Source organism: Xanthomonas sp. F1 (genome assembly GCF_014199855.1).
In genome coordinates this window covers 243,550-259,893 of the sequence record NZ_JACHOK010000001.1, presented here as the reverse complement: position 1 = coordinate 259,893, position 16,344 = coordinate 243,550, and the positions used below count along the sequence as shown (strand labels likewise).

General features: G+C 68.9%; 13 protein-coding genes. 8 read left to right on the top strand and 5 right to left on the bottom strand.

Annotated features, from left to right (window positions below; translation table 11 throughout):
- Positions 1 to 167: 167 nt before the first annotated feature.
- Positions 168 to 758 carry a hypothetical protein gene (locus GGR71_RS01140; protein ID WP_160957123.1) on the bottom strand — a complete coding sequence of 197 codons (591 nt, stop codon included), beginning with the start codon at positions 756 to 758 and terminating at the stop codon, positions 168 to 170.
- 300 nt (positions 759 to 1,058) lie between these two features.
- Between GGR71_RS01140 and GGR71_RS01135 the strand changes: the two genes are divergently transcribed.
- The 5 genes from GGR71_RS01135 (at position 1,059) to GGR71_RS01115 (ending at position 7,541) form a co-directional block, all read left to right on the top strand.
- On the top strand, positions 1,059 to 2,741 hold the full coding sequence (locus tag GGR71_RS01135; RefSeq protein ID WP_160957122.1) for an OFA family MFS transporter: 1,683 nt from the start codon (positions 1,059 to 1,061) through the stop codon (positions 2,739 to 2,741).
- Between the two features lie 14 nt (positions 2,742 to 2,755).
- Positions 2,756 to 3,595 carry a formate dehydrogenase accessory sulfurtransferase FdhD gene (gene fdhD / locus GGR71_RS01130; protein ID WP_160957121.1) on the top strand — a complete coding sequence of 280 codons (840 nt, stop codon included), beginning with the start codon at positions 2,756 to 2,758 and terminating at the stop codon, positions 3,593 to 3,595.
- Positions 3,592 to 5,940: an FdhF/YdeP family oxidoreductase gene (locus GGR71_RS01125; RefSeq protein WP_184451580.1), complete on the top strand. Its 2,349-nt coding sequence runs from the start codon at positions 3,592 to 3,594 to the stop codon at positions 5,938 to 5,940. Before fdhD ends, GGR71_RS01125 begins: the two co-directional genes overlap by 4 nt.
- Positions 5,930 to 6,178: a hypothetical protein gene (locus tag GGR71_RS01120; RefSeq protein ID WP_160957119.1), complete on the top strand. Its 249-nt coding sequence runs from the start codon at positions 5,930 to 5,932 to the stop codon at positions 6,176 to 6,178. Before GGR71_RS01125 ends, GGR71_RS01120 begins: the two co-directional genes overlap by 11 nt.
- An 82-nt stretch (positions 6,179 to 6,260) precedes the next feature.
- A complete protein-coding gene (locus GGR71_RS01115; protein ID WP_184451578.1) occupies positions 6,261 to 7,541 on the top strand; it encodes an MFS transporter in 1,281 nt (426 codons plus the stop codon).
- Here GGR71_RS01115 and GGR71_RS01110 read toward each other — a convergent pair.
- From GGR71_RS01110 to GGR71_RS01100, 3 genes are all read right to left on the bottom strand, one after another.
- A complete protein-coding gene (locus tag GGR71_RS01110) occupies positions 7,522 to 8,859 on the bottom strand; it encodes a diguanylate cyclase (protein WP_160957118.1) in 1,338 nt (445 codons plus the stop codon). The two genes, GGR71_RS01115 and GGR71_RS01110, sit on opposite strands and share 20 nt — an antisense overlap.
- Before the next feature lie 88 nt (positions 8,860 to 8,947).
- Positions 8,948 to 10,255: an NAD(P)/FAD-dependent oxidoreductase gene (locus tag GGR71_RS01105; RefSeq protein ID WP_202404671.1), complete on the bottom strand. Its 1,308-nt coding sequence runs from the start codon at positions 10,253 to 10,255 to the stop codon at positions 8,948 to 8,950.
- Between the two features lie 97 nt (positions 10,256 to 10,352).
- Complete coding sequence (locus GGR71_RS01100) at positions 10,353 to 11,732, bottom strand: glutamine synthetase family protein (protein WP_160957117.1); 1,380 nt, start codon at positions 11,730 to 11,732, stop codon at positions 10,353 to 10,355.
- A gap of 254 nt (positions 11,733 to 11,986) precedes the next feature.
- Here GGR71_RS01100 and GGR71_RS01095 point away from each other — a divergent pair, with 254 nt between their 5' ends.
- Both GGR71_RS01095 and GGR71_RS01090 read left to right on the top strand, forming a co-directional pair.
- The gene (locus GGR71_RS01095; RefSeq protein WP_160957116.1) at positions 11,987 to 12,742 is read left to right on the top strand and encodes a gamma-glutamyl-gamma-aminobutyrate hydrolase family protein; all 756 of its coding nucleotides are present in this window, start codon (positions 11,987 to 11,989) and stop codon (positions 12,740 to 12,742) included.
- 5 nt (positions 12,743 to 12,747) lie between these two features.
- Positions 12,748 to 14,130 (top strand): glutamine synthetase family protein, encoded by a 1,383-nt coding sequence (locus GGR71_RS01090; RefSeq protein ID WP_048489867.1) that lies wholly within the window; start codon positions 12,748 to 12,750, stop codon positions 14,128 to 14,130.
- Positions 14,131 to 14,151: 21 nt separating this feature from the next.
- Here GGR71_RS01090 and GGR71_RS01085 read toward each other — a convergent pair whose 3' ends face one another.
- On the bottom strand, positions 14,152 to 14,292 hold the full coding sequence (locus GGR71_RS01085) for a hypothetical protein (protein WP_160957115.1): 141 nt from the start codon (positions 14,290 to 14,292) through the stop codon (positions 14,152 to 14,154).
- Positions 14,293 to 14,971: 679 nt separating this feature from the next.
- On the opposite strand from GGR71_RS01085, the gene GGR71_RS01080 reads away from it, so the two are divergent.
- The gene (locus GGR71_RS01080; RefSeq protein ID WP_184451576.1) at positions 14,972 to 16,336 is read left to right on the top strand and encodes an aspartate aminotransferase family protein; all 1,365 of its coding nucleotides are present in this window, start codon (positions 14,972 to 14,974) and stop codon (positions 16,334 to 16,336) included.
- Positions 16,337 to 16,344: the final 8 nt, after the last annotated feature.

Genomic DNA, 16,344 nt, shown 5'->3' with positions numbered 1-16,344 from the left:
CGTTGCACAGCACCGGGGCAGGTCGCGTGCATCGGTGACCATGCCGCGTCGCCCTGGCGGTGCGTGCCGCTTCGGTGCTTGGGCAAGCGGCGCGCTCTCGCTTCAGCGCCGGGGAGGCTGCGTCCATCGCTACCGACGGCGCGGCACGCCGGTAGCGCCTTGCCGCCTCAGCGCGGGGCGTAGTCGGCGAAGGCCACCGGATGCTTCGGATCGGCCGACTGCACCCGGTCGCCATCCTTGACCAGCGCTTCGGCGTCGGGCGATGGATTCGGGTTGAGTTCCCAGCGTTGCTGGATGCGCTTGTGGAACAACCACTGCTTGCGCTGCGGGTCGTAGCGGAAGGTGATGAAGTCGGTCCAGTGCTGGCCGCAGGAGACCCCGTTCTGCACGGTGAAGTAGCGGCCCTTGGCGGCGAATGGATCCTCGCCATCGGTGAACGGGTCGCACTGGCCGCCCTCGTCGCGCTTGAGGATCACCCGGTCGTTACGCGCCACCAGCCGGTAATGGCCGTCGCCCTGCTGCACGAAGATCAGCAGTGGCCGCGCCGGCGCCGGATCGCGCTGTGCCTCGCCACGCTGCTGCAGCGCGACCAGGTAGTCGGCACGGCCGTCGCCATCGAGATCGGCCTGCAGCTGCGCCAGCGGCTGGTAGCCGGCCGGCACCTGCTGCAGCACGTCGGTGGGCAGCGCGGCGGCATGGGCGAGGTGGCTGCCGAGCAAAAGACTGGCGGCGAAGCCGAAGCGGTAGGGGACAGGCATGGGACCATTTCGCAGGCGAGGGGGGCGCAAGCCTAACCGACCAGCAGGCAGCGGCGGAATCGCGCCTGGGCCGGCGCGGCGTGCACGGGCGGATCGGTCGCGCCGCGTCTGGCCATCGTGCACTGCACAAGGACTGGCGTGCCGCACACTTCCGGCCGATGGCGCGGCGCCACTGTGCGTTTTGTACTACGCTCGGCGCGTGCGGTCGCGCGTCGGCGGGCCGTTCGCAGGCGGCATCGTGCAGAGGCCGCCGGCACGTCATCCGCACCCAGGGCGCCGACGCATCCGAGGGGATACCAGATGAACGACTTGCACCGCGTTGCCGGTTCCGCGCCGACCGATCGTGCCGGCCTGCTCTCGAAGGAACGCATCGTTGCCGGGCCGGGCTTCAACCGCTGGCTGGTGCCGCCGGCGGCATTGGCGATCCACCTGTGCATCGGCATGGCCTATGGCTTCAGCGTGTTCTGGCTGCCGCTGTCCAAGGCGCTGGGCATCACCGAGGCGGTGGCCTGCCCGGCCGACATGGGCGTCCTGGCGCGCATCGTCTCGGCCAGTTGCGACTGGAAGATCAGTGAACTGCAGTGGATGTACACGCTGTTCTTCGTGTTGCTGGGCTGCTCGGCGGCGCTGTGGGGCGGCTGGCTGGAACGTGCCGGCCCGCGCAAGGCCGGCGTGGTCGCGGCGCTGTGCTGGTGCGGCGGCTTGGTGATCTCGGCGCTGGGCATCCACCTGCACCAGATCTGGCTGCTGTGGCTGGGCTCGGGCGTGATCGGCGGCATCGGCCTGGGGCTGGGCTACATCTCGCCGGTGTCGACACTGATCAAGTGGTTCCCGGACCGCCGCGGCATGGCCACTGGCATGGCGATCATGGGCTTCGGCGGCGGCGCGATGATCGGCAGCCCGCTGGCCGACGCGCTGATGCGGCATTTCGCCGGCCCCGACTCGGTGGGCGTGAAGGAAACCTTCCTGGTGATGGCCGGGCTGTATTTCGTGTTCATGATGGCCGGTGCGTTCGGTTACCGCGTGCCGCCGAGCGGCTGGACCCCGGCCGGCTGGAGCGCGCCGACCGCCAGCGCCAACGCCATGATCACCGCCCATCACGTGCACGTGCGCAAGGTCTGGGGCATCCCGCAGTTCTGGCTGTTGTGGGGCGTGCTGTGCCTGAACGTGTCCGCCGGTATCGGCGTGATCGGCATGGCCTCGCCGATGCTGCAGGAGGTGTTCGGCGGCCGCCTGATCGGCGTGAACGCCGGCTTCGCCAGCCTGGACACCACGCAACTGGCCGCCATCGCCGCCATCGCCGCCGGCTTCACCGGCCTGCTCAGCCTGTTCAACATCGGCGGGCGCTTCTTCTGGGCCAGCATGTCCGACAAGCTCGGCCGCAAGCACACCTACTCGCTGTTCTTCGTGCTCGGCATCGCGCTGTACGCGGCCGCGCCGTGGGCCGGCAAGGTCGGCGGCAGCGCGCTGTTCGTCGGTATCTTCTGCGTGATCGTGTCGATGTACGGCGGCGGCTTCGCCACCATTCCGGCGTACCTGGCCGACCTGTTCGGCACGCAGATGGTCGGCGCCATCCACGGCCGCCTGCTGACCGCCTGGGCCACCGCCGGCATCCTCGGCCCGGTGGTGGTCGGCTACATGCGCGAGTACCAGCTGGGCATGGGCGTGCCGCCGTCACAGGTGTACAACACCACCATGTACATCCTGGCCGGGATGCTGGTGCTGGGCCTGATCTGCAACCTGCTGGTACGGCCGGTGGCCGCCAGGCACTTCATGACCCCGCAGGAGCTGGCCGCGGAGAAGCAACTGGCCCACGAGCGGGTCGGCAGCAGCGGCCAGGCGGCGCCCGACGCGACGCAGCTGGCGCTGGTCGGCCGCGGCGGCAATCCGCTGCTGCTGGCGCTGGCCTGGCTGGCGGTCGGGATGCCGATGCTGTGGGGCATCTGGGTCACCCTGCAGAAAGCGTTCGTGCTGTTCCACTGAGTCGGAGGGTCGTCATGCACGCGGGTGCGTCATCCAGGCCAGGCGCGGTCGCCCGCGGCGTGCGCCGCCATCGCGACGGGCGCACGGCCATCGCCCAGGACCTGGTGGCTGCCGAGGTGCCGGTGGCGTTTGCGTACAACGACACCCCGTTCGTGGTGATGATGGCCACGCCGGAAGATCTGGAGGATTTCGCGCTGGGCTTCTCGCTCAGCGAGGGCATCGTCGAGACGCCGGCGCAGTTGCGCATCGAGGCCGTGGAAACCTACTTGGAAGGCGTGTCGTTGCGCCTGCGGATTCCGTCGGCACAGGCTGCGGCGTTGCAGGCGCGGCGCCGCAATCTCGACGGGCGCAGCGGCTGCGGGGTGTGCGGCAGCGAGTCGCTGGAGGCGGTGCTGCGCACGCCGCGGCCGGTGTCGGCCGGCGTGCCGATCGCGGCCGCGGCGCTGGCCCATGCCTTGCGTGCCTTGCGCGCGCAACAGACCCTCAACGCACTGACCGGCGCCACCCATGCCGCAGCCTGGGCCGATGCGCAGGGCGAGTTGCAGTTGATCCGCGAGGATGTCGGCCGCCACAACGCGCTGGACAAGCTGATCGGGGCATTGGCCGGCGCCGGTTTCGAACCGAGCGCCGGCTTCGCCGTGGTCACCAGTCGTGCCAGCTACGAGATGGCGATGAAGGCCACCCAGGCCGGCATCCCGCTGCTGGCCGCCATTTCCGCACCCACTGCGCTGGCCATCGCGCTCGCCGACAGCGCGGGCCTGACCCTGATCGGCTTCGCCCGCGATCACGATTACGTCGTCTACAGCCATCCGCAGCGCCTAGCGCAGACAGAACCCGCCGGAGAGCCCGCATGAGCAAGAAGACCATCCAGCCGTACACGCAACCGGCCGGCGGTTGGGGCGCGCTGCGCGCCGTGGCCAAGCACCTGATGGAGCAGGATGTGGCGGTGCAGGGCGCCAAGACCCTGCTGCACGCCAATCAGCCCGACGGCTTCGACTGCCCTGGTTGCGCCTGGCCCGACCGCGACCACACCTCGACCTTCGAATTCTGCGAGAACGGCGCCAAGGCGGTGGCCGCCGAATCCACCGCACGCCGCGCCACCCCGGAGCTGTTCGCCCAGCACAGCGTCGCGCAACTGGCGCGCTACAGCGACTACTGGCTGGAAGGGCAGGGCCGGCTGACCCAGCCGCTGCGCTACGACGCCGACACCGATCACTACGTGCCGATCGACTGGGACGCGGCGTTCGCGTTGATCGCCGAGCATCTCAACGGCCTGGCCTCGCCGGACGAGGCGATCTTCTACACCTCCGGCCGCACCAGCAACGAAGCGGCGTTCCTGTACCAGCTGTTCGTGCGCGAGTTCGGCACCAACAACTTCCCGGACTGCTCCAACATGTGTCACGAGCCGTCCGGCACCGCGCTCAAGGCGCAGATCGGGGTGGGCAAGGGCACCGTCTCGCTGCAGGATTTCGAGCTGGCCGATGCGATCTTCATCTTCGGCCAGAACCCCGGCACCAACCATCCGCGCATGCTCGGCGAACTGCGCCAGGCGGCCAAGCGCGGCGCGGCCATCGTTTCGTTCAACCCGCTGCGCGAACGCGGCCTGGAGAAGTTCGCCGATCCACAGGACAAGCTGCAGATGCTGCACAACGGCTCCACGCGCATCTCGTCGGACTACTTCCAGCTCAAGATCGGCGGCGACCTGGCCGCGGTGAAGGGCATCATCAAGCACGTGCTGGAGCGCGACGCCGAAGCAGCCAGCGGCGGGCAGCCGCGGCTGCTGGATATGGCGTTCATCGCCGACCATACCGTCGGTTTCGAGGCCTTTGCCGCCGAGGTCGCGGCCGAACCGTGGGACACCATCGCCGAGGAATCGGGGCTGAGCGAGGCCGAACTGCGCAAGGCCGGCGAGATCTACCTCAAGGCCGAGCGGCTGATCGCCTGCTGGGGCATGGGCATCACCCAGCACAAGCATTCGGTGGCGACCATCCAGATGATCGCCAACCTGCTGCTGCTGCGCGGCCATCTCGGCCGTCCCGGCGCCGGCGCCTGCCCGGTGCGCGGGCACAGCAACGTGCAGGGCGACCGCACCATGATGATCTACGAGAAGCCGCCAGAGGCGTTCCTGGACCGGCTGCAGACGGTGTTCGGCTTTGCCCCGCCGCGCGCGCCCGGCTACGACACCGTCGGCGCGATCGAGGCGATGGCCGACGGCCGCGCCAAGGTGTTCTTCGCAATGGGCGGCAATTTCGCCACCGCCACGCCCGATACCGAGGCCACCCACCGCGCGCTGCGCCGCTGCGAGCTGACCGTGCACGTCACCACCAAGCTCAACCGCAGCCACCTGGTACACGGCCGCGACGCACTGATCCTGCCGTGCCTGGGCCGCACCGAGATCGACATCCAGGAGGGCGGGCCACAGCACGTCAGCGTGGAGGATTCGATGAGCATGGTGCATCTGTCCGGCGGCATCAATCCGCCGGCTTCGCCGCAGCTGCTGTCCGAGCCGGCGATCGTGGCGGGCCTCGCCGAGGCCACGCTCGGCGCGCGCAGCGCAATACGCTGGCGCTGGCTGGTGGCCGACTACGACCGCATCCGCGACCTGATCGCGCAGATGTTCGACGACTTCGCCGACTTCAACGCGCGGGTACGGGTCCCGGGCGGCTTCCGCCTGTCCAATGGCGCGCGCGACCGCGTGTGGGACACACCCGAAGGCCGCGCCGTATTCAAGGTGCATGCGGTGCCCACCGACAACCCGATCCACCGCGCGCGCCGGCAGCATCCGGGCGAACTGGTGTTCACCCTGGCCACCACGCGCTCGCACGACCAGTACAACACCACCATCTATGGCCTGGACGACCGCTACCGCGGCGTGTTCGGCGAGCGCCGGGTGCTGTTCATCCACGCGGCCGACATCGCCGACCTGGGCATGCGCGCCGGCGACTGGGTGGACCTGCACAGCCTGTGCGAGGACGGTGTGCCGCGCCAGGCCAAGCGCTTCATGCTGGTCGAGTACAACATCCCGCGCGGCTGCCTGGCGGCCTATTATCCGGAGACCAATGCGCTGGTGCCCTTGTCCAGCTTCGCCGACGAGGCGCGCACGCCCACCTCCAAGTCGATTCCGGTGGTGGTCACCGCGCATCTGGCCGAGGCCGGTGCGACGGCTCCACGCGACATCGGTGTGGCGCTTGTCCGCTGATCCGCTGCTGACCACGCGTCTGCTGCAACTGCTGGCCGAGGCGCCGGAGGGGATGGCACTGGCGCGCGTGTGCAAACGCCTGGACGTGCGCATGAGCGTGCTGTTGCGCACCCTGGCCTGGCTCGGCGATGCCGAACTCGCCGGGCAGGCGGGGCCGGGCTGGGTGCGGGTGGAGCGGGCAGGCGAGCGCGAGGTGGCGGTGCTGACCGCTGCCGGTCGCGCGCAACTGCTGTCCTGAGTCGGATCGTGCGGCGCACCGGCGCGAGACAAGCCGCGGCGGGACTGCGAGAATCGGCCGATTGCCTGTCGATGTCGCCTCCATGACCGCTGCCGCGTCTTCCGTTCCGCCCGTCAACTCGCCGCGTCGTGTGCTGCTGGCCAGCCTGGTCGGCACCACCATCGAGTTCTTCGATTTCTATATCTACGCCACCGCCGCGGTGTTGGTGTTCCCCACGCTGTTCTTCCCCAAGGGCGACGCCGATGCGGCGCAGCTGCAGTCGCTGGCGACCTTCGCCGTGGCCTTCATCGCGCGGCCGCTGGGGTCGGCGCTGTTCGGCCACTTCGGCGACCGTGTCGGGCGCAAGGCGACCCTGGTGGCAGCGCTGCTGACCATGGGCCTGTCCACCGTGCTGATCGGCCTGCTGCCCGGCTACGACCGGATCGGCCTGTGGGCGCCGGCGCTGCTGGTGCTGTGCCGCTTCGGCCAGGGCCTGGGCCTGGGCGGGGAATGGGGCGGGGCGGTGCTGCTGGCCACCGAGAACGCGCCGCCGGGCAAGCGCGCCTGGTACGGCATGTTCCCGCAGCTGGGCGCACCGCTGGGCTTCCTGCTGTGTTCGGGCATCTTCCTGCTGCTGGGCGCGGTGCTGGACGAGGTGCAGTTCCTGCGCTGGGGCTGGCGCATCCCGTTCGTCGCCAGTGCCCTGTTGGTGATCACCGGGCTGTGGGTGCGCCTGCGCATCCACGAGACCCCGGATTTCCAGCGCGCGCTGGACCGCAACGAGCGCGTACGCCTGCCGATGCAGACGGTGCTCTCGCAGCACGTCGGCGCGACGGTGCTGGGTACGTTCGCGGTGCTGGCCACCTTCGTGCTGTTCTACCTGATGACGGTGTTCGCACTCGGCTACGGCACCACCACGCTGCACTACAGCCGCGAGCAGTTCCTGCTGCTGCAGATGGTCGGCATCCTGTTCTTCGCCGCCGGCATCCCGTTGTCGGCCTGGTACGGCGATCGCCGCGGCACGCGCCCGGCGATGCTCGTGGCCAGCGTGGCCATCGTCGCGTTCGGGCTGCTGTTCGCGCCGCTGTTCCAGGCCGGGCAGCCCTGGCAGGTGCTGGGCTTCCTGGCGCTGGGGTTCTTCTTCATGGGCCTGACCTACGGCCCCTGCGGCACGCTGCTGGCCGAACTGTTTCCGGTGCCGGTGCGCTACACCGGCGCCTCGCTGGCGTTCAACCTGGCCGGCATCGTCGGCGCGGCGCCGGCACCGTACGTGGCGGTGTGGCTGGCCACGCACTACGGCCTGTCGTGGGTGGGCTACTACCTCAGCGCGGCGGCGCTGCTGACGGTGTTGGCGCTGCTGGCGATCAGGCGGCCGCGTCGCTGAGCGCCGGCTCCGCCGGCGGCGCGTGTTCGACCCGGTTACGGCCGCCGGCCTTGGCCAGGTACAGGTACTTGTCGGCCTCGGTCAGCAGCGGATGCAGGATCTGCCGTTGTGCGCCGCTGCTGCTGACACCGATGCTGATGGTCAGCCGCAGGATCTGTGCACCCAGCGGGATCTTGAGGTCGGCGATGCGCGCGCGCAGGGTTTCGAAGTAGTCGGCCGCCGCGGCGGCGTCCAGGCCCGGCACCAGCATGCAGAATTCCTCGCCGCCGAAGCGCGCCACCATGTCCTGCGGGCGCGCGTGCGCGGCCAGGGTCGCGGCCACCGCGCGCAGCGCTTCGTCGCCGGCCTCGTGGCCGAACGTATCGTTGATGTGCTTGAAATGGTCGATGTCGAGCATCGCCACGGCGACCGGCTCCTGCCGCGCCAGCCATTTCGCCAGCACGCGCTGGCTCTGTTCGAGGAAGTGCCGACGGTTGGGCAGGCTGGTGAGGAAGTCCCGCGTCGCCAGGTCCTGCAAGGTGCCGATCAGTTCCAGCTGATCCACGTTCTGCGAGACCCGGCAGAAGAATTCCTCGCGCGAAAAGGGTTTGCGCAGGAAGTCGTTGGCGCCGTTCTTGAGGAAGCGCGGCACCAGCGACGGGTCGTTGTTGCCGGACAGGCCGATCACCGCCAGCATGTCGCGTGCGCGCAACGCGCGCAGGCGGCGGGTGAACTCCACGCCTTCCATGCCCGGCATCTCCTGGTCCACCACCGCCAGGCGGATGGAGGGATTGGCTTCGATCGCGCGCAGTCCGGCGGCGCCGTCGGCGGCCTCGACCACGCGGTAGCCGTACATCGACAGCAACGAGGCGGCATAGGCGCGCGCCGACGGCGAGTCGTCCACCACCAGTGCGGTGATGGAGCGGTTGCGCGCCAGCCGCTGCACCAGCCAGGCCAGGTAATCGATGCTATCCGGCGCGTTCTTCAGCACGAAGTCGATGATCTGCTGGGTCAGGATGCGCTTGCGCAGGCTTTCGTCGTAGACCCCGCTGACCACCACCGTCGGCAGCCCGCGTGCGACGAAGAAGTCCACCACCGTGTCGCGGTCGCCGTCGGCCAGCACCAGCCCGGTCAGCGCCAGGAACCAGGGGCCGCCGTCATCCAGGGCGGCGGCGGCCTCGGCCAGGGTGGAGACCACCACGACCGGCAATTCGACCCGTTGCTCGATCGCCGCGCGCAGCAGGTCGGTGAAGGTGCGCGAGTTTTCCACCAGCAGGATGCGCTGCTGTGCAGGGCTGCCGTCGGGGGCGATCGGGTAGATCGGCAGCGGGTGCGACATGCATGCCTCGCGGGCGGCAATCCTGGGATGGAACCCGGTTATCGGCCGCGCGCACGCGAACTTGAGGGCGGCGTAGGCGCGCCGGCGGCTACCACAGCGCGTCGCGCAACTTGTACCAGGACATGGCCGCCACCAGCAGCGGCGTACGCAGCAGGCGGCCGCCGGGGAACGGTGCATGCGGGATCCGCGCGAACACGTCCAGCCGCTGCGCCTGGCCGCCGATCGCCGCGGCGATGACCGCCCCGGCTAGGCCGGTGGCGGCCACGCCGTGGCCGGAGAAGCCCTGCGCGAAGTACACGTTCGGGGTCAGCCGCCCCCAGTGCGGAGCGCGGTTGCGGGTGATGTCGACGTAGCCGCCCCACACCGAGTCCATCTCGACCTGGCGCAGTTGCGGGAACACCCGGCGCATGCGCCGGGTCATCACCCCGCGCAGGCCGGGCGGCGGCAGCGACGAGTAGCTGGCGCGGCCGCCGAACAGCAGCCGGTGGTCGCGGCTGAGACGGAAGTAGTCCAGCGCCCAGTTGACGTCGGCCACCGCCATGTCGTTGCCGATCAACTCGCGCGCCAGCGCCTCGCCCAACGGCGCGCTGGCGCCGATGTAGGTGCCGACCGGCATGATCCGCGATTCCAGTTCCGGGGCGACGCCGCGCAGCCAGGCGTTGCCGGCGAGGATGGCGAACTCGCCTTCGGCCTCGCCGTGCGCGCTGCGCAGGATCGGCCGCGCGCCGCGCACCAACCGCGTGACCGGGGTTTGCTCGTAGATGCGCACGCCCGCGGCCAGCGCCGCCCGCGCCAGGCCGCGCGCGTACTCCAGCGGATGCAGGTGGCCGCTGGCCGCGTCGTACATCGCCCCCAGGTAGCGCGGGCTGCGCAACTGCGACTGCAATTGCGCGCGATCCCACCATTGCAGCGGATAGTCGTAGCGCTGCGCCATCTCGATGATGCCGGCGCGCAGCGCGCGCTCCTGGCGCGGCTTGATCGCCACGTGCGCGTGGCCGTCGCGCCAGTCGCAGGCGATGCCATGGCGGGCGATGCGGGTGCGCAGCAACTGCATGCCGTCGCGCGAGAAATCGAACAGTAGCCGCGCATCGTCCTGGCCGAGCAGGGCTTCCAGGGTGTGCTGCTCGCAGCCGTAGCCGACGATGGCCTGCCCGCCGTTGCGCCCGGACGCGCCCCAGCCGACCCGCTGCGCCTCCAGCACCACCACCCGATACCCGGCCTCGGCCAACGCCAGCGCCGCGCTCAGCCCGGTGTAGCCGGCACCGAGGATGCACACGTCGGCGCGTACCTGGCCTCGTAATGGTTCCTGTTCCGGGAGCGGTGCGGCGCTGTCGAGATACCAGGAAGAGCCGGGACCCGGGGCCCGGGACCCGGGGCCCGGGGAGGAGCGGGTCATGATCGCGAATTGTCGATGGGGTGGGACATGTATCCGGCTCCATGTACTTGCTTTTGTTTTTCCGGGTCCCGGTCCTCGGGTCCCCGGTCCCGGCTCCTCACACCGTCCGCAGATACCAGCGATAATCCACATCGCTGACCTGCGCCTGGAAATCCAGCAGCTCGCGGCGCTTCTGCTGGCCGTAGACATGCCGGAAATGCGTGCCGAAGTGAGCGGCGGCGAAGTCGCTGTCCAGGAAGCGGGCGATCGCGCCGCGCCAGTCCGGTTCGCGTGCGGCGTGTTGCGCGTAGGCGTTGCCCTGCGTCGGCGGCCCCGGATCGATGCTTTGTGCCAGGCCGTGTTCGATGCCGGCCAGCACTGCCGCGGCGACCAGGTAGGGATTGGCATCGGCGCCGGCGATGCGGTGTTCGATGCGGGTGTTGGCCGGGTCGCTGTGCGGCACCCGCATCGCCACGGTGCGGTTGTTGAAGCCCCAGCTGTCGTTGAGCGGGACGAAGGCATTGGCGACGAAGCGCCGGTAGCTGTTGGCGTGCGGCGCGAACAGCAACAGGCAGTCCTCGGCGCTGCGCTGCAGCCCGCCGATGGAGTGGCGCAAGGCCTCGGCCGGCGCCTGCGGGGTGCAGGCGAACACGTTGTGTCCAGCGCTGCCCAACAGGCTCACGTGCACATGCAGCCCGCTGCCGGACTGCGCCGCGAACGGCTTGGCCATGAAGCTGGCGAGCAGGCCCTGTTGCTGCGCGATCGCCTTGATCGCGCGCTTGAGCAGTATCGCGTCGTCGCAGGCGGCCAGCGCATCGGAACGGTGCTTGAGGTTGATCTCGAACTGGCCGGGCGCGTATTCGGCAACCGCGGTGTCGGCCGGAATGCCCTGCGCACGACAGGCCTGCGCGACCGCGTCGGTGAAGCCGCGCTGGTCGTCCAGTTCCTGCATGTAATACACCTGGGTGCTGTCGTTGCGCAGTCCGCTGTGCGCATGCAGCGGCGGCTGCGGGCGGCCGTGCGCGTCGGCGTGCGGGTCGAACAGGTAGAACTCCAGTTCCACCGCGATTACCGGGGTCAGCCCGCGTGCCTGCAGGCGCGCCAACACCTGCGTCAGCACCTGGCGCGGGGCGAAGTCGAGCGCGCCGCCGGCACCGTCCTGCATCGCCAGCAGCAGTTGCGCCGACGGCACCGGCGCCCACGGCACCGGCCGCAGGCTGCCCGGTACCGGAAAGCACAGCCGGTCCTCGTCGCCGATGTCGTAGCCCAGCCCGGTTTCCTCGACCGTGTTGCCGGTGATGTCGGTGGCGATCAACGACATCGGCAGGCACACGCCGTCGCGGTAGACCTTCTCCAGCACGTCGCGGGCGATGCGCTTGCCGCGCAGCAGGCCGTTGCAGTCCGACAGCAACAGGTCGATGTGCTCGCAGCCGGCGATGCGCTGCAGGGTCTGGGCGTCGTCCGGGGGCAGCAGCGGGGCATCGTGCATGCGGGTCATCGCGGCGGACGGCGGGAGTGCTTCGAGCTTAGCAGAGCGCCATGGCGTCAAGAATACTCAACAGCGCCTGGCGTGGTGCGCTTGCGTTCGATCACGCGGCTGCACGGTTTTGCGACGTCTCAGGCGCAATGCACGTGTCACGCAGGTCCGGTAATCGCTGCGTTCGCTCGCTCTGTGCTGCATTCCGCAGTGTGTCGTGTTGTAAAAATAAAACGCGCGCGGTAAGTTGCCGCGACGCCGCACGAGTTCTTCGCATGGCCGTATCGCCCCTGGTCGGCGTACCGACCGACCGCAAGCTCATCGGCCACCATCCGTTCCTGGCGGCGGGCGAAAAGTATCTGCGCGCCGCCGTCGATGGTGCCGGGGTGACCCCGGTGCTGCTGCCCTCGCTGCAGCCGCCGGTCGATGCGCGCGCCTGGCTGACGCGGCTCGATGGCCTGTTGTTGACCGGCGCGGTCAGCAACATCGAGCCACACCATTACAGCGACGAGCCGAGCTGGCTCGGCAACATTCATGACCCGGCGCGCGACGCCAACACCCTGGACCTGATTCCGCAGGCGATTTCGCTGGGCCTGCCGATCCTGGCGATCTGCCGCGGCTTCCAGGAAGTCAACGTCGCCCTTGGCGGCACCCTGCATCAGAAGGTGCATGCACAACCGGGGCTGTCCGATCACCGCGAGGACCCGCAGGCGCCGCTGGAAGCCCAGTACGCGCCGGCGCACGAGGTGACGCTGAGCCATGGCGGCTGGCTGGAGGAGATCGCCGGCCGCGACCGGGTACGGGTCAATTCGCTGCACGGGCAGGGCGTGGCGCGGCTGGGTGGCGACCTGATCGTCGAGGCACTGGCGCCGGACGGCCTGATCGAGGCCTTCCGCGGCATCGGCCCCGGCTTCCTGCTCGGCGTGCAATGGCATCCAGAGTGGCGGGTGCTCGACGACGCGTTCTATCTCGGCATCTTCCAATCCTTCGGCGACGCCTGTCGCCACTATGCGGCCACCCGCAGGCACTGATTCCCATGGCCAGTCGACCCCGATCGCGCAAGCACACGCCGGAACAGCAGGAAAGTTCGCTGCGGCGCTGGCTCAAGGAACGCCACATCACCGAGGTCGAGTGCCTGGTGCCGGACATCACCGGCAACGCCCGCGGCAAGATCATTCCCGCCGCCAAGTTCTCGCACGACTACGGCACGCGCCTGCCCGAGGGCATCTTCGCCACCACCGTCACCGGCGACTACCCGGACGACTACTACGACCTGACCTCGCCGTCGGATTCGGACATGCAACTGCGTCCGGACCCGGACACGGTGCGCATGGTGCCGTGGGCCGCCGATCCCACCGCGCAGGTGATCCACGATTGCTACACCAAGGAGGGTCAGCCGCACGAACTGGCGCCACGCAACGTGCTGCGCGGGGTACTGGCGGCCTACGCGGCGATCGGCTGCAAGCCGGTGGTGGCGCCGGAGCTGGAGTTCTTCCTGGTGCAGAAGAACACCGATCCGGACTTCCCGCTGCTGCCGCCGGCCGGCCGCTCGGGTCGGCCGGAGACCGCGCGGCAGTCGTACTCGATCGACGCCGTCAACGAGTTCGATCCGATCCTGGACCTGATGTACGACTATTGCGATGCGATGGAACTGGACGTGGACACGCTGATCCACGAATCCGGCGCGGCGCAGCTGGAGGTCAACTTCACCCACGACGACGCGCTGTCGCGCGCCGACCAGGTGTTCCTGTTCAAGCGCACCATGCGCGAGGCGGCGCTGCGCCACGGCGTCTACGCCACCTTTCTGGCCAAGCCCATGGAGAACGAGCCGGGCAGTGCGATGCATATCCACCAGAGCCTGGTGGACAAGCATGGCAAGAACGTCTTCAGCGGCCGCCGTGCCGGCGAGTACAGCCGCACCTTCGCCCATTACCTGGCGGGCCTGCAGAAGTACGTGCCGATGGCGATGGCGTTCTTCGCGCCCAACGTCAATTCCTACCGCCGGCTGATGTTCGGCGAGGTGTCGCCGAGCAACGTGCTGTGGGGCTTCGACAACCGCACCTGCGGCCTGCGCGTGCCGATCGACACGATCGAGAACATGCGCGTGGAGAGCCGCTTCGCCGGTTCCGACGCCAATCCCTATCTCGCGATGGCGGCGACGCTGGCCTGCGGCCTGCTCGGCATCCGCGAGAAGCTCGAGCCGACCGAGCCGACCACCGGCAGCGGCAAAGAGATGGGCTATCAGCTGCCGCGCTCGCTGGGCGAGGCGCTGGACGAGCTGGAGCGGTGCGCGCCGTTGCAGGAGTTGCTGGGGCCGCGGTTCGTGCGGGCGTACATCTCGGTCAAGCGCAAGGAGTACGAGACGTTCTTCCGGGTGATCAGTTCATGGGAGCGGGAGTTTTTGTTGTTGAACGTGTGAGCTGCTGACGGCTGCAGTTGCTCATGTGGTGCACTGCTTGTCATAGCGGTTGCGCATGCTCTTCGCTGCTGCTTTGACCTGCTGTTGCTGTTGCTGTTGCTTCGGCTGTTGCGGTTGTTGTTGCTTTTGACTTGTCGGGTTCCCTTCCGAAGCGGCGGGCATGACGGGGAAAAACCCGAAGGGCGGCGCACATGGATGTGCGCCGTTCGCGGCAGGGGCAGGATGCCCCTTCCGCGAATCCCCGGCATGACCGCGGACCCGGAGCGCGCAGCGCGGAGGGCGCGAAGGCAGGGCGCGCTTTCTTTTGGTTACCTTTTCTTTGCGCGAGCAAAGAAAAGTAACTCGCCCGAAAGGGCGAAAGCCTTTGCCGTTGCTTCACGCTTGAGTGTCAGATGAGAAAGACTGTAGGAGCGGCTTTAGCCGCGACCAACGTAATTAGTCATATCTTTCGCGGCTGAAGCCGCTCCTACAATTCAGCCATGGTGGCAGCATCTTCAAGAGCAAAGCTTTCGCCTTGCGGCGAGTTACTTTTCTTTGCTTGTGCAAAGAAAAGTAACCAAAAGAAAGCACACCCTGCCTCGCGCCCTCCGCGCTAACGCGCTCCGGGTCCGCGTCCACCCCGGGGATTCGCGGAAGGGGCATCCTGCCCCTGCCGCGAACGGCACACATCCATGTGCGCCGCCCCTTCGGGGTTTTTCCCCGGGCTGGCCGCCGCTTCGGAAGGGAACCCGGCAAGTCAAAAGCAACAGCAGCAGCAAGAGCAGCAGCAGCAACAGCAACAGCAACAGCAACAGCAGAGCTTGGTCGCGGCGGCGGCCTTGGCACCGACACTGGAGTGGACATGGACCGGATCGACACGCGCGCCCTGCAGGACCTGGATGCCGCGCACCACCTGCACCCGTTCAACGACAACGCCGCCCTGGCGCAGAAAGGCACCCGCATTCTCACCCGCGGCGACGGCGCCTACGTCTGGGATGCCGACGGCAACCAGTTGCTCGACGCCTTCGCCGGCCTGTGGTGCGTCAACCTCGGCTACGGGCGCAAGGAACTCGGCCAGGCCGCCGCGCGGCAGATGGAACAGCTCGCGTACTACAACAGCTTCTTCCAGTGCACCACCGAACCGACCATCCGCCTGGCCGCCAAGCTCGCCGAACTGGCGCCGGGCGACCTCGACCATGCCTTCTTCACCAATTCCGGCTCCGAGGCCAACGACACCATCCTGCGCCTGCTGCGGCACTTCTGGGCCGTGCAGGACCAGCCGCAGAAGACCATCTTCATCGGCCGCCACGACGGCTACCACGGCACCACCATGGCCGGCGCCAGCCTCGGCGGGATGAAGGGCATGCACCGCCAGGGCGGCCTGCCGATTCCCGACATCCACCACATCGATCCGCCTTACTGGTTCGGCGACGGCGGCGACATGGATCCAGAGGAATACGGCCTGCTGGCCGCGCGGCGGCTGGAAGACAAGATCCTGGAGCTGGGGCCAGAGCGGGTGGCGGCGTTCATCGGCGAGCCGATCATGGGCGCGATCGGCGTGTACATCCCGCCGCGCAGCTATTGGCCGGAGATCGAGCGCATCTGCCGTCGCTACGACGTGCTGCTGGTCGCCGACGAGGTGATCTGCGGCTTCGGTCGCACCGGCGAATGGTTCGGGTCGCAGCATTTCGGCTTCCAACCGGACGTGATGACCATCGCCAAGGGCATCACCTCCGGCTACATCCCGCTCGGTGCGGCGATGTTCGGCACGCGCGTGGCCACGGTGCTGAAGGAGCAGGGCGGGGAACTGGCGCACGGCTGCACCTATTCCGGCCACCCGGTGTGCGCGGCGGTGGCGCTGGAGAACCTGCGCCTGCTGCAGGACGAAGGCATCGTCGAACGCGCGCGCAGCGAGATCGCGCCGTATCTGGCGCAGCGCTGGGCCGAGCTGGGCGAGCATCGGCTGGTCGGCGAGGCGCGCATCGTCGGCATGATCGGCGCGCTGGAGCTGGTGCCCGACAAGCCGCGCCGGCATTACTTCCCCGAGCGCGGCAAGGTCGGCGCGCTGTGCCGCGACAACGCGCTGCGCCGCGGCCTGATCCTGCGCGCCACCAACGACGCGATGCTGTTGTCGCCGCCGCTGATCCTCAGCCGCGCCCAGGTCGACGAACTGTTCGACAAGGCCTGGCTGGCGCTGGAGGACACGGCGCAGGCCCTGGGCAAATAGCCCGGCGC

Excerpts from the sequence above, each read along its gene's own strand:
- GGR71_RS01140 (WP_160957123.1), bottom strand. The coding sequence starts at position 758 with ATGCCTGTCCCCTACCGCTTCGGCTTCGCCGCCAGTCTTTTGCTCGGC.
- GGR71_RS01135 (WP_160957122.1), top strand. The coding sequence starts at position 1,059 with ATGAACGACTTGCACCGCGTTGCCGGTTCCGCGCCGACCGATCGTGCC.
- fdhD (WP_160957121.1), top strand. The coding sequence starts at position 2,756 with ATGCACGCGGGTGCGTCATCCAGGCCAGGCGCGGTCGCCCGCGGCGTG.
- GGR71_RS01125 (WP_184451580.1), top strand. The coding sequence starts at position 3,592 with ATGAGCAAGAAGACCATCCAGCCGTACACGCAACCGGCCGGCGGTTGG.
- GGR71_RS01115 (WP_184451578.1), top strand. The coding sequence starts at position 6,261 with ATGACCGCTGCCGCGTCTTCCGTTCCGCCCGTCAACTCGCCGCGTCGT.
- GGR71_RS01110 (WP_160957118.1), bottom strand. The coding sequence starts at position 8,859 with ATGTCGCACCCGCTGCCGATCTACCCGATCGCCCCCGACGGCAGCCCT.
- GGR71_RS01105 (WP_202404671.1), bottom strand. The coding sequence starts at position 10,255 with ATGACCCGCTCCTCCCCGGGCCCCGGGTCCCGGGCCCCGGGTCCCGGC.
- GGR71_RS01100 (WP_160957117.1), bottom strand. The coding sequence starts at position 11,732 with ATGACCCGCATGCACGATGCCCCGCTGCTGCCCCCGGACGACGCCCAG.
- GGR71_RS01095 (WP_160957116.1), top strand. The coding sequence starts at position 11,987 with ATGGCCGTATCGCCCCTGGTCGGCGTACCGACCGACCGCAAGCTCATC.
- GGR71_RS01090 (WP_048489867.1), top strand. The coding sequence starts at position 12,748 with ATGGCCAGTCGACCCCGATCGCGCAAGCACACGCCGGAACAGCAGGAA.
- GGR71_RS01085 (WP_160957115.1), bottom strand. The coding sequence starts at position 14,292 with ATGCCCGCCGCTTCGGAAGGGAACCCGACAAGTCAAAAGCAACAACAA.
- GGR71_RS01080 (WP_184451576.1), top strand. The coding sequence starts at position 14,972 with ATGGACCGGATCGACACGCGCGCCCTGCAGGACCTGGATGCCGCGCAC.